The sequence below is a fragment of the Frankia sp. CpI1-P genome, assembly GCF_001421075.1.
Taxonomy (GTDB): Bacteria; Actinomycetota; Actinomycetes; order Frankiales; family Frankiaceae; genus Frankia; species Frankia torreyi.
In genome coordinates, this window is record NZ_LJJX01000036.1 from 61,437 (window position 1) to 74,960 (window position 13,524).

The window sequence follows — 13,524 nt, forward strand, 5'->3', positions numbered from 1 at the left end:
ACGTTGATTGTAATCAACGTTGACATGCCATCCATAAAGGATCAACTATGGATGGCGAGGAGGCGAACCATGGTGATCACAACTGGCAGTACGGCCCGCATCGGCTCGGCGCAGGCGGCGCAGGCGACGGATGCCTCGCCCACCCCGCCGGCGGGCATGGGCGTCCCACGGGGACTGAAGGGGGTGGTCGTCACGCAGACGGCGCTCGGCGACGTGCGCGGGCGCGAGGGCTTCTTCCACTATCGGCAGTATTCGGCCGTGGAGCTGGCCGAACGCCGCTCGCTGGAGGACGTCTGGCATCTCATGGTGTTCGGCGAGCTGCCGGACACCGCGACGCGAGCAGCTTTCGCCGCCCGGGTGGCGCCGTTGCGGCGGCTCCCGGCGGGTCTCGACGAGCTGCTGCCGGGGCTGGCCCGGGCCGGCGTGTCCGGGGGTGCGCTCGACGGGCTGCGCACCGCGTTGTCGCTGGCCGGCGCCGCGCGCGGCACCGCCCCGCTGTACGACACCGACGAGGCGGCCCGCGTCGACGACGCCCTGTTCGTCGGCGCGGTCACCCCGACGCTCGTCGCCGCGCTGCACCGGCTGGCCCATGGGCTCGCACCGGTGGCACCCCGCGACGATCTGCCGTTCGCGGCCAACTACCTGTACATGGTCACCGGCGCGGAGCCGACCGCGGCACAGGTGCGCGCGATCGAGCGCTACCTGATCTGCACCGTCGACCATGGCTTCAACGCCTCGACGTTCACCGCCCGGGTGATCGCGTCGACCGGGGCGGACCTGGTGGCCTGCGTCGTCGGGGCGATCGGCGCGCTGTCCGGGCCGCTGCACGGCGGCGCGCCGAGCCGGGCGCTGGACACCCTCGACGAGATCGGCAGCCCCGAGCGGATCGACCCGTGGATCCGCGAGCACGTCCTCGCCGGCGATCGGATCATGGGCTTCGGCCACGCCGTCTACCGGACCGAGGACCCGCGGTCACGGTTGCTGCGCGGCGTCGCCGAGGACTTCGGCGGCGAGCTCGTCGCGTTCGCCGTCCAGGTCGAGCGGCGGGTGGTGGAGCTGCTGGCCGAGCTGAAGCCGGGCCGGGAGCTGCACACGAACGTCGAGTTCTACGCCGGGGTCGTGATGGAGCTCTGCGGGCTGCCGCGGGACATGTTCACCCCGACGTTCGCCGTCGCCCGCACGCTCGGCTGGACGGCGAACATCCTCGAACAGGCAACCGACAGCAAGATCATCCGCCCGTCGGCTCGCTACGTCGGCCCGCCCGCGCCGGAGCCGGTCCCGTCGCCGTAGCCCGAACCCACCGCCATGGCCGTGCGGCCGTAGGGGCCGTGCGGCCGTGCGGGCCGTCATGGAATCCCCATTCCGCTTTCCGGTGCACGCTTGCCGTCGTCTGGGCGACACCGCCGGTCGAATAGGCGGGACTGTTCATTCCGACGTTCATCCGGTTATGATCGNCACCGTCGACGGCTCGACCACAGCGGCGAGCGTCGTTCCTTGCCCGGCGGCAGGACGACAACCGGTCGGGGATTGCGCGGACGGGGGCGGCCTGGTGAGCGATCCGATGCTGATCTGGAAAGGCAAGAACGCCGACCAGCNGCTTTTCTGGTCCCGGGCCCATTCGGACGGCAGTTGGCGCGACCAGCAGCAGGTGCGGTATTTCGCCACCAACAGGGGCGGGATCGGGGCCGCCTCCGACGGCAGGCTGACGGCCCGGGCCGCATGGCGGGGCGCCGACGACGACAGCCGGATCTGGACGGCGGGCTGGTATGGCGACGGCTGGTCCGACCAGCAGACCCCGGTGGACGCTCCCCGCACCGAGGACCGGCCCGCGCTGGCCTTCCACGACGATCGCACGGTCATGGCGTGGCGCGGGGTCGGTCCCGACCAGACGATCTGGTTCTCCGAGAACCTCGGGCCGCAGCGGGTCGCCGGCGGGCAGGCCTCGTCCACCCACGGCCCGGCGCTCGCGTCGTACGGCGGGCTGCTGTACATGGCGTGGAAGGGTTCCGGCGGCGATCAGGGGCTTTACTGGACGACATACGACGGGCACACCTGGGCGCAACCCCGCCCGTTTCCCGGCGGGTCCACGCACGGCCCGGCGCTCGCCGCCTCACCGCAGGCCCTTTTCCTGGTCTGGAAGGGCTCGGGAAACGACGCGGGAATCTGGCATGCGGAGTTCCAGAACGGCCGCTGGTCGGCCCAGCGCCCCGCCCCCGGCGGAACGAGCACCGGACCGTCGGCGGCCTACGTCGGTAACACCGTCATCACGGCGTGGAAAGGTGTCGGCGCCGACGCGCGGATGTGGACCTGCCGGAATTTCCGCGAACCCCAGATTGCCGTCGCGAACGGCGCCTTCGGCACCAGTGACACCCCGGCAGTTGTGAGCACCTTCGTCACGGAGCTCTGACCGCCCGGGTCGGGCGGGGGCGCGCTTCCGCGTCCGACTCCCCCACCCGCCGCCGCGGCGCGGACGGCAGGGCGCCGCCCGTCCGCGGCGGGAGTGAGGACGGCGGCCTGCCGGCGCGGGCCGCCCTGGGCTGCCCGGCACCGGCGCCCGGCAGCTCCCGCCCGGCGCCCCACCACCGACCTCCCTCCCATCGAGGCAGTCTCCTTCCCATGGTGAAGCGACGCGATATGCGTTCGGGTACCCGAGGCCGGGTCGGATTGATGCCGCACCGGTTGCCTACCGCCGATCGAATTCATGCCGGTGAGCCAGGAAAGCCGCGGTCACCGTCCGCGGAACCACTCACCGGCGATGCGCAACGGAAACAGACAGCGCAACGACACCGCGACAGGGACCACATCCATCGCACCAACTCCGATCCGGTGGGAAAACGAAGAACCCTGAGTGGCATAGGCGCGGCCCCCGAGGGGAACGGGGACCATGCCGGGTCACCCAAAATGGCTGGCGCCGGCGCGGAAGGCAACCATCACGCCCCATTGGCAACCCGTTGCCATAACGCACCGTAACGGAACGTGCCGCAGTCGAGACGCACCNCCTAGGACTACCGCCTCGACGGATGGGATAGTTCCCCATAAAACATGACATTTGAGCTAGATCGCCTCAAGATGGGTTACTCTGCGCAAGAAATGTGAAGCGCGACACACAGTGGGGCGTTACCTGTGTGAAACATTCTTATGGACGCGGCACACAGACCCACGGATTGACACGAAGCGTCATCACGTAGAAGCGGAGAGTCTCCACGAAGAGGCATGCAAGGNGCCNTTTTAGGCGACTTGACCGATTTGCTGGCAGTAGACGCTGGCCAGCTCCGGGTGGCGGCCAGGACGTCCGCACACTGAACGAGCCCTGACGGCGCCCCTCCGGGTCCCCTTCTTCCGGCCACGGCTCACCCAAACGGCGCCCGATCGCGATGGGCAGCGAGGACTTCTTTCTGCGAACCGGATGACAACCGGGCCTCCGTTCTGGCACAGTCCAGCCCGGACCCGAGCGCAACCGGGTCCACCAACATCACCGAATCGGTGCGGCGTGCCGAGTTCGAGNACGTCTTTTTCTCCTCACCAAGGCCTTCTTCCAGCGTCCCGGTTGACGCATTCCCAGGACTCCTGAGAACGCTCGCCATCCGCGCGGAAAAGGCCGGGGAAGGTGGCTCACATCATGGGGGGTGATTCGCCGTGAGTCGACATCGTCGGCTTCCTGGACACACCGGCCGGCATCGGACCGCCGAGTCACCCGGCAGGCACCGGGCCGTCTCGACGGACACCGCGCTCCGGCGCACCTCTCGACGGCCGGCGCCGCTGTGGCCGAAGGCGGCCGGCGGGCTCACCGCCCTGCCCATGATCGGCCTGCTCGTCGCCCTCTGCCTCAGCCCGGGACCCGCCATCCCCGCGCAGAACGTCGACCCCGCCCCGGCCGTTCATCCGCCGACCGCCACCCGCACCTACCCGTTGCCCCTCGTCCTCCCGCCGCTCATTCCCGCCAGCTCCACCAACCCCACCGCGACACCGACCACCACCGCGACACCACCCCCGGACCTCCCCGACGATCACACCCTCGCTGACGCCGCGGCGGGCCGATCCACCACCCCGACCGTCGTCCTGACCGCCCGCGATCGAGCCATCCCCGCTCGCGTCCTGGCGGCGTACCGCAGCGCCGCAACCCGCATGGCCACCGAGCGCCCCGGCTGTCACCTGCCCTGGCAGCTTCTCGCCGGCATCGGCAAGATCGAGTCCGGCCACGCGGTCGGCCGCCCCATCACCCCCGACGGCACCATCACCTCGCTCATCCTCGGCCCACAGCTGGACGGCCGCCACGGCCACGCCCTCGTACGCGACACCGACCACGGTGCCCTCGACCACGACACCACCTACGACCGCGCCGTCGGCCCCATGCAGTTCATCCCCACCACCTGGCGCACGGCCGGCCGCGACAACTCCGGCGACCAGNACGNCGACCCCCACAACATCGACGACGCCACGCTCGCCGCCGCCGGCTATCTCTGCCGCTCCCACCGGGACCTGGCCGACCCCGCCGACCTCCGCACGGCCATCTACAGCTACAACCCGTCCACCAGCTACGTGCACGCCGTCCTCGCCTGGACGGCCGGATACACCGCCGACGGCGCCACCCCCACCCCCGCGCCGGCCACCACGCCCCGCCCCACGACAGTCCCCCGCCCCTCGACGGCCTCGCCACCCGCCGTCGCCCCGGCGCCGACCGCCCCGACACCGACCCCCGCGACGACACCGACCCCCGCGACGACACCGCCACCAACCCCGCGGGCGTCGCTGTCCCCGTCCGTTCCCGCCTCGTCGAGCCCGCCCGCCCGCACCATCCCCACCCTGACCGGATCCGCTTCCCCCAGCCGGCCGTCCGGTGCCGGTCCCAGCGCCGTCGCCCCGGCGCCGAGGCCTGGTCCGGCGCTCCCCGCCCCGCCCCGGGCCACTCCTGCCCCGACGCCCGGGGCGGCGACCGACGGTGATGCGGATCATCCCGCGGACGTCCCCACCGTCGCGCCCAGCAGCTCACTGCTCGTCGTCTCGCTCCTGCCGAGGAACGAGCCGACCGACCCGGGCCCCGTCACCCCGTCCACCCCACCCCCCTGAGCCCGCCCACCAGGCTCCGAGGGCCGATCCGCAAAAGCGAGCCTGTCATGCCACGCCCCACCCGCTACCCGCCCCATTTCCGGGCCGACGCCATCGCCCGCGTTCGGCGCGTTCAGCCCGATCACTCGTCCGAGTGGTCCGCGATCCAGGCCGTCGCGAGTTCCCTCGCCATCAGCGCCGAGACGCTTCGGACCTGGGTACGCCAGGCCGAGTCGCTCAGCGACGGGCAACGGACGACCGCCCGCCGACAACAGGCCGAGATCCGCCGCCTGATCCGAGAGAATGCCGAGCTGCGCCGCGCGCTCGACATTCTGCGCGGGCCGGAGCCGTCGAGACCTCCGACGCGCCCGGCCGTCAACCGATCCGTGCCGAAGGCGACCGGCGGCTCGGTGACCCCTACGTGAGCCTTTCCGGGAATTCCGGCCGGCGGATCGACGCCCGTTCTTTCTGCCCACCGGCGGATACCACTCCGGCGACAGCCGTCTCGGACCATTCGGACGGCTCTGCCGCACCACCGAACACGTGTTTCCTACAGGTAACACACTGCTGCGTGACCCAGATAACATCGGCGCTCTTCTGCGGTATTGACGCCACCGGCAGATCCGAGCTCCGGTAACCCAAAGTCACCAAACCCTGCGGCTGACGGCTCCCGGACGGGTTCGGTGCAACACCGAGTGCTCGCCACCCCTCAGACAGGGCGAGCAAGGACCCCTCCCACTCAAGCAACGAACACACAATCGATCTTGATTCTCTAGTGCTGCCATCGAGGTTCTGTCATTTTCGGTGATCCGGCGCGCCCCCCGTTTCCCTCGGGACAGGGAGGGTGACGCGCCTTTCCTTGCCTGCGCCGGAGAATCGGAGTTGACATGATGCGGGCATCCCCCGTACATCGTCGAAGGCACACTGCTCGAGCTATCTGCGTTCTTCTCGCCGCCGTTCTGGTGGGGACGATCGCCACATTTCTTCCGGCGGGGCGAGATGCGGCCTGGGCCGCCCCCACCGGCTCCGCCGACAAGGCGATACCCGCGCCGACCGGGCCGGCCGAACGGCCGGACTTCGTGTCCGCGCAGGTCGCCGCGCACGCGGAGAAGCGGCGGATCGAGGTGACGGACCGGCGGACCGAGACGACGTCGACGTTCGTGAACCCGAACGGCACGATCACCGTCGACTCGTTCGCCGGGATCCACCGGGTTCGCCGCGGGGACGGCTGGGTGAACGTCGATCCCACCCTCGTCCTCGCGGGCGGGAAGGTCACCCCGAAGGCCGCGAAGGCGGCGATCGTCCTCTCCGCGGGCGGCAAGGCCGGTGACCCGGTCGCGACGCTGGTCGACGGGACGCGACAGGTCGCGTTCGCCTGGCCGAACGCCCTGCCCGCCCCGACCCTCACCGAGAACGTCGCCACCTACCCAGCGGTCGCGAAGGACACCGACCTGCGGGTCAAGGTGACCCCGACCGGCTACGACGTGCAGATCGTCGCCCACACCCCGGCCGCGGCGCAGGCCGCGCTGACGTTGCCGATGCGCCTGACGGGCCTGACCGCGACCCGAACCGCGGGCGGCGAGACCCGCCTGTCGGCCGGCGGGAAGGTTACCGCCCGCTCGCCGACCCCGGTGATGTGGGACGCCCACCTGGACCCGGCGACGAAGCTGCCCGACCGGACCCGCGCGGTCGACGCGGCGCTCACCGGGGCGAGCACCGCCACGCCGACGCTGGAGCTGAAGCCGGACAAGGCGTGGTTGACGGACCGCGCCCGCCAGTACCCGGTCACCATCGACCCGGCGGCGGTGCTGGCCGACAACCTCGACACCGACGTCAACGACACGAACCCGACCACGAACTACGACAGCTACGAGTACCTGCGGGTCGGCAACTACCTCGGCGGCGCGGTCAACCGGTCGTTCCTGCGGTTCGACACGACCGCGATCGAGAGCCGGCACGTCACCTCGGCCTACCTCCAGCTCTGGCAGGCCGGTTCCCAGACCTGCACCGCGCAGCCCATGGTCGTGCANGGCTCGGCGGCCCTGTCCGCCGGGACGACGTGGAACACCCAGCCGGCCGCCGACGGCACGAACTGGTCGAACACCAGCTTCAACGCCGGCACGGTGAACAGCTGCGGGTCCGGCGGCGTCTCCCTCGACATCACCGGCCTGGCGCAGGCCTGGGCCACCAACGGCCAGCCGTCGCCGGAGACCCTGACGCTGCGCGCGCCGGACGAGACCAGCTGGGACCAGTACAAGTACTTCTACTCCGGGGACACCGGCCTCAAGCCGCAGGTGTCCACCACCTACAACTCCTACCCGGGCACCGTCGCCAACCGCTCCACCAGCCCCTGCTCCGCACAGTGCGGCGGCAGCCCGGCGACCGTCCTGACGAACTCGACGCGCCCGGTCCTGTCCGGCGCGGCCACCGACGCCGACGGCGCCCCGCTGCGGCTCGACTTCGAGGTGTGGAACTCCGCCGGCACCACGAAGATCACCGACGGGTCGGTCTCCAACATCTCGCCGAACGCCACGGGTTCCTGGACCGTACCGGCGGGTGTGCTGACCAACGGCACCTCCTACGAGTGGCGGGTCCGCGCCTACGACGGCACCGACTACTCCCAGGCGTGGTCGTCGTGGATCCCGTTCACCGTGGACACCACCGCCCCGGCCGCACCGACCTCGCTCGCCTCCGCGGCCTGGCCGTCCGGCGGCTGGGGCACCGCGACGTCGGGCACGTTCACCTGGACCTCGCCGGGTGGGGACACGCAGTCGTTCCTCTACGGCCTCGACCAGCCCTCGCCGGCGACCGAGACCACCGGCACGGCCAGCGCGACCCTGACCCCGACCGCCGGACTGCACACGTTCTACGTCCGGACGAAGGACAAGGCGGGCAACCTGTCGTCGGTCGTGTCCTACGGCTTCGGCCTCGGGACGGGGGCCCTGGCAAGTCCGGCGGAGAACGCCCGGGTCCAGCGGTTCGTCGTCCTGGAGGGGCAGGCCCCGAGCACGCAGGTGTCGGTGACCTACCAGTACCACCTGGGCACGAGCACGGGCGCGACCTGGAGCGACGTTCCCGTCGGGGACACGACGATTGAGGGCACCTCGACGAACCCCACGTGGCCGGCACCGCGCAACGGCTCGGGCCTGTTCGACCGGCAGAACTGGAACGTCGGCTTCACCCTGCAGGGCGGCGCCGACGGGCCCATCCAGCTCCGCGCCTGCTTCCGCGACTCCGGCGGCACCGTCTCCTGCACGGCCNCCCGCACGGTGCAGTACGCCCGTAACGCCTTCGGCGCCACGAACGCCACCTCCGAGGTGGGCCCGGGTTCGCTGGCCCTGCTCACCGGCGACTACTCCGTGTCGGCGACGGACGTCACGCTGGCGAGCTACACCGGCAGCCTCACGGTCGGCCGGTCCCTGACGACGCTGACGCCGCCCCCGGCGACCAGCGACCCGTCCGGGATCTTCGGCCCCGGCTGGACGTCGAACCTGCAGGGGCCGGCGTCCGGCACCGCGGCCAGCACGCTGACGGACGCCACCGCGACCACGAACACGGTCACCTTGACCTCCAGTGAGGGCGCGGCGTCCGTCTACACCCGGACCGGCTCCGGCAGCTACCCGTACAGCTACGCCGGGGTCGCCGACACCGCCGTGGACGGGTCGAAACTCGTCAAGGACTCCGCCACCCAGTTCACCCACACCGGCGTCGACGGCACGAAGACCGTGTTCGTGTCGAAGACCGTCGGCTCGGCCACCATCTGGGTCGTCGACCGGGTGGAGCAGCCCGGTTCCGCCACCACCTCCACCTACACCACCGACAGCGCCGGGCGGGTGACCCGCATCCTCGCCCCGGTCCCGGCCGGCGTCACCTGCACCACCCTGGTCGCGGGCTGCCGGGCGCTGACGTTCACCTACGCCACCTCCACCACCGCGACCGCCTCCGGCACCGACCCGGCGACGTGGGGCGACTACAACGGTCAGCTCGCGTCGATCTCGATGGCGGTCAANGGGGCCACCGCGGTCGTCGTCGCGCAGTACAAGTACGACTCGACCGGCCACCTGCGCCTGGAGTACGACCCGCGCGTCGACAACACCGACGGCTCGCACATCGGCACGACGTACCAGTACAACGCCGGTGGCCGCCTGAGCACCCTCACCCCGCCCGGGCAGGACGCCTGGACGTTCGGCTACGACACCTACAACCGGGTGATCAGCGTCGCCCGGCCGCGGCCCGCCGGTGCCGGCACCGCGACCCGCACGATCGTCTACGGCGTCGCGCTGACCGGCTCGGGCGCGCCGATCGACCTGGCCTCCGGCGTCGTCGCCGGCTGGGGCCAGCGGGACCTGCCCGCCTGGGCGACCGCGGTCTTCCCGGCCAGCCGGGTGCCGTCCAACCCGCCCGTCGCCGCCGACTGGCCCTACGCCGATCTCAGCTATCTCAACGCCGACGGCCGCCAGGTGAACGCCGCCTCCTACGGCAACGGCGCCTGGCAGATCACCACGACCGAGCACGACCCCAACGGCAGCGTCATCCGTGAGCTGACCGCGGAGAACCGCAACCAGGCCCTCACCCCGACCGCCGACACCGACCCGACCGTCGCCGCCCTCACCGACTCCGCGGCCCGGGCGCAGGTGCTGGACACCGACACCGTGTACTCCGCGGACGGGGTGTCGGTCACCGACACGTTCGGGCCGACGCACCGGATCGTCGACAACAGCGGGGCGCCGTACTCCGCCCGCCAGCACGTCCACACCGACTACGACGAGAACGCCCCGTCCTCGCCCGACCCCTACCGGCTGCCCACCACCATCACCACCACCATCCGCCAGGCCGGCGGGGCGGACGTCGAACCGCGTAAGACCATCAACGGCTACGAGGCGAAGAGCGGCGATCCCGCCACCACCTCCGGCTGGGCCCTGCGCAAGCCCACGACGGTGACCACCTGGATGGGCGGCGGCGGTGCCACCGACATCGTCCGCACCACGTACTACAACGCGGCCGGAAACCCGGTCGAGGTCCGCCAGCCGAAGGCGAACGCTGGCGGCACGGACGCCTTCACCACCGTCACCTCGTACTTCACCGCCACCGGCTCCGGCGGCTGCGTGAACGCCTCCTGGACGGGCCTGCCCTGCTCCACCGGCCCCGCCGCGCAGCCCAGCTCCGGCAACCCGCTGCCGGTGACGACCTACACCTACAACAACCTCAACCAGCCCCTGACCAAGGTCGAGACCGTCACCTCCGGATCGACCACCACCCGCACCACGACCTACACCTACGACGCGGCCGGCCGGAAGACCTCCGAGGCGCTCGCCGTCAGCCCCGCCGCCGACGGTGGCACCGCCGTGCCCACCGCCACCTACGGCTACAGCACCACCACCGGACTACCCACCACCACGACCGCATCGTCGATCACTCTGACCACCGGCTATGACACGTGGGGACAGGTCACCAGCCAGACCGACGCCGACGGCAACACCACCACCACCGGCTACGACGTCGACGGCCAGGTCAGCTCGGTCAACGACGGCAAGGGCACCTCCACCTATCTCTACGACACCGCGACCGAACACCGCGGCCTCGTGACCTCGCTCGGCGTCGGCGCCGGTAGTGCCCCCTCCACCTTCACCGCGACCTACAACGGCGACGGCACCCTGACGTCGCAGACCTATCCCAGCGGCCTCGTCTCGACGACTCGCTACGACAACAACGCCGAACCCACCAGCCTCGTCTATGGGAAGTCCGGAACTCCCTGGCTGACCTTCTCCCAGGCAAACTCGATCTACGGCCAGGTCCGGCTCGACGCCACCGCGCCCGCGACAAAGACCCTGGGCTACGACCCCGCGGGCCGGCTGAATTCGGTGGTGGACTCCGTCAGCTACGGGGGCCCCCGAATCTGCACCACCCGCACCTACACCTACGACCTCGACTCCAACCGCACCGCCCTCACCAGCTACCCCGACGCCGGCGGCCAGCCTGACACCGGCAACTGCTCCACCAGCACCACACCGGCCGTTTACAGTCACACCTATGACCAGGCTGACCGGATCACCGACACCGGTTACGTCTACGACAAGTTCGGCCGCACCACCGTGGTTCCGGCGGCCGATGCCGGCGGCGTCGCGCAGACCGTCGGCTTCAATGCCAACGACCTGGTCGCCTCCCAGTCCGCAGGCTCCACCTCACGCACCTACNCCCTCGACCCCGCCCNCCGGCTCCGATCCTGGACCGACGGCTCCACCACCAGCACCAACCACTACCCCAGCGCCACCGGCGACAGCCCCACCTGGATCGGCGTCACCGGCGGCACCTGGACCCGGAACATCACCGGAATCGGCGGCGACCTCGTCGCGCTCCAAACCGACACCGGCACCGTCACCCTCCAACTCACCAACCTCCACGGCGACATCGTCGCCGCCGCCGACGACTCCACCACCGCCACCTCCATCGCCACCTACGCCGAATCAGGCGAGTTCGGTATCCCCTATGCCACTAGCACCGCCTATCCCCGCTACGGCTGGCTCGGCGCAAAACAACGCTCCCACGACACCCTCGCCGGCCTCACCCTCATGGGCGTCCGCCTCTACAACCCCTACACCGCCCGATTCCTCTCCACCGACCCCGTCCTCGGCGGCAGTGCCAACCCCTACGACTACACCAACCAGGACCCCTACAACACCTTCGACCTCGACGGCAGGTGGTTCTGGAGCAAGTGGTCTGGTTGGCGAAGGGCCGAAACCATCGCGCTCGGCGTCACTCTGGGAGTAGCAATTTTCACCCCGAGCCCCCTAAACATTGGCTTCGCCATATTCGGACTCGCATCTTACTATCATTACTATCTAGTCAGGCGCGACATTCGAGGAAGGTATTGCAATTACAGCTACGTCAATCAATGCTACAGAATGTGATGAGACGATCGCGACCATATCTATTCATATCGCTAGGTATATCAATTGCAGTTTACGGCTGCATCGTACTTGCGGTGCGGCACGAGATCCTTTCAGGTTTCTTCCACTGCACGTTCGGACTCTACCTACTCTTTCAGGGGGTAAGAGCCAAGAGAGAGGAATGAACCCTCGAAGTCTGACATCGCACGCGCCAGTGGTATGGCCCAGGTCTGCCGGGAACGCACATCTCCAACCCGCCGCCCGGGCTATCCGGTGAACCTGTGAATGAACTGCCCCGGTTTCCGGGTCTTCGAAGTTGACCGGGGTGAGGTGTGGGGCTCGCGTCCGGCTTGGTGGCTGTGCGTGATGCTGGTCTGGTGTGGCCTGGGTGTAGGACGCTGGCGTGTCGTGGCGTGAAAAGACCCGCAACCCCTGGTGATCTTGGTTGTTCTGACGCAATCAGGACACCGTGGGGTTACGGGCTTGGACGATCATACGAGTGACGCGACGTTGTTGCTGGACCTCGACGGGATGGCGGTGGAGCGGGTCGAGCGGTTGGCCGACGGGTCGCGGGTGGCGTGGCTGGTGACCGCAGACGAGGCGGCGCGGGCGTGTCCGGGCTGCGGGGTGTTCTCGGGGCGGGTGAAGGGCGTGGTGCGCACCCGGCCGCGGGATCTGCCGTGCGGGTCTGGCGGGCTGCAACTGGTGTGGGTCAAGCGCCGCTGGTACTGCCGGGAGCCGTTGTGCGGGCGGGGGTCGTTCACCGAGTCGCTGCCGGTGGTGGCGGNCCGGGCCCGCCTGACGTCCCGGGTACGGCGGGAGGCCGCCGACCGGGTGGTCGACGGGACGTGCGCCACGGTGGTGGCCGCTGGCCGACAGCTGGGGCTGTCCTGGCCGACGGTGATGGACGCGGTGCGCGCGCGGGCCGGGTCGTTGACCAGCGGCGCGGTGGCGCCGGTGGAGGTGCTCGGGATCGACGAGGTTCGCCGCGGCCGGCCGCGATGGCGCCCTCCCGACGCCACGCCGCCGACGCCGGGCCCGACGTCCGAACCCGCCCCGCCGGGCCCGGTCACGCCACCGCCGTCCACACCGGCGGGTGCCGAACCGGCGAGGGCCCGGGTGCTGGCCGACCGGTGGCACGTCGGGTTCACCGACGTCGGTGGCGGGCAGGGGATGCTCGGCCAGGTCGAGGGCCGCACCGGCGACGACGTCGCCTACTGGCTGGCCAGCCAACCGCCGGCCTGGCGTGACCGGGTCCGCTATGTGGCGATCGACATGTGCACCGTGTTCGTCTCCGCGGTCCGCCGCTACCTGCCCCACGCCGAGCTNGTCGTCGACCACTTCCACATCGTCAAGCTCGCGAACGACACCGTCGCGGAGGTCCGCCGCCGCGTCACCACCACGACCCGAGGCCGACGCGGCCGCGACAGCGACCCCGAATGGAAGATCCGTAACCTGCTGCGCCGTAACCGGGAGGACCTCACCCCGAAAGCGCTCACGAAACTGTGGAACACCCTGCTCGACCTCGACGAACCCGGCCTGACGATCCTGTCGGCGTGGATCGCCAAGGAAGAGCTCCGCGCACTGCTCG

General features: G+C 70.4%; 5 protein-coding genes and 5 pseudogenes. All 10 read left to right on the forward strand.

Translation table 11 applies throughout. The annotated features are described in order from the left end of the window. The first annotated feature begins 156 nt into the window (after nucleotides 1-156). Nucleotides 157-1,290 carry a citrate/2-methylcitrate synthase gene (locus FF86_RS21610; RefSeq protein WP_055408584.1) on the forward strand — a complete coding sequence of 378 codons (1,134 nt, stop codon included), beginning with the start codon at nucleotides 157-159 and terminating at the stop codon, nucleotides 1,288-1,290. Nucleotides 1,291-3,636: 2,346 nt separating this feature from the next. Then, nucleotides 3,637-4,407, forward strand: a pseudogene (locus tag FF86_RS54415) (murein transglycosylase); the annotation flags it as partial. Nucleotides 4,408-5,114: 707 nt separating this feature from the next. Next, complete coding sequence (locus FF86_RS21625; RefSeq protein WP_063870465.1) at nucleotides 5,115-5,471, forward strand: transposase; 357 nt, start codon at nucleotides 5,115-5,117, stop codon at nucleotides 5,469-5,471. Nucleotides 5,472-6,680: 1,209 nt separating this feature from the next. Further along, a partial coding sequence (locus FF86_RS54425) for a DNRLRE domain-containing protein (RefSeq protein ID WP_242419245.1) occupies nucleotides 6,681-7,075 on the forward strand: 395 nt, incomplete at its 3' end. A 1-nt stretch (nucleotide 7,076) separates the two neighbouring features. After that, nucleotides 7,077-8,306: pseudogene (locus FF86_RS54430) on the forward strand (DNRLRE domain-containing protein); the annotation flags it as partial. Between the two features lie 1,689 nt (nucleotides 8,307-9,995). Next, nucleotides 9,996-11,240: pseudogene (locus FF86_RS54435) on the forward strand (RHS repeat domain-containing protein); the annotation flags it as partial. A 285-nt stretch (nucleotides 11,241-11,525) separates the two neighbouring features. Further along, the gene (locus tag FF86_RS54440; protein ID WP_236706149.1) at nucleotides 11,526-11,954 is read left to right on the forward strand and encodes an RHS repeat-associated core domain-containing protein; all 429 of its coding nucleotides are present in this window, start codon (nucleotides 11,526-11,528) and stop codon (nucleotides 11,952-11,954) included. Between the two features lie 510 nt (nucleotides 11,955-12,464). Next, nucleotides 12,465-12,720, forward strand: a 256-nt coding sequence (locus tag FF86_RS54445) for a transposase family protein (protein ID WP_242419247.1), incomplete at its 3' end; no start/stop codon positions are given. A gap of 1 nt (nucleotide 12,721) precedes the next feature. Then, nucleotides 12,722-13,261 (forward strand): annotated as a pseudogene (locus FF86_RS54450) (transposase); the annotation flags it as partial. 1 nt (nucleotide 13,262) lies between these two features. After that, nucleotides 13,263-13,524, forward strand: a pseudogene (locus tag FF86_RS54455) (transposase); the annotation flags it as partial.

Excerpts from the sequence above, each read along its gene's own strand:
- FF86_RS21610 (WP_055408584.1), top strand. The coding sequence starts at position 157 with ATGGGCGTCCCACGGGGACTGAAGGGGGTGGTCGTCACGCAGACGGCG.
- FF86_RS21625 (WP_063870465.1), top strand. The coding sequence starts at position 5,115 with ATGCCACGCCCCACCCGCTACCCGCCCCATTTCCGGGCCGACGCCATC.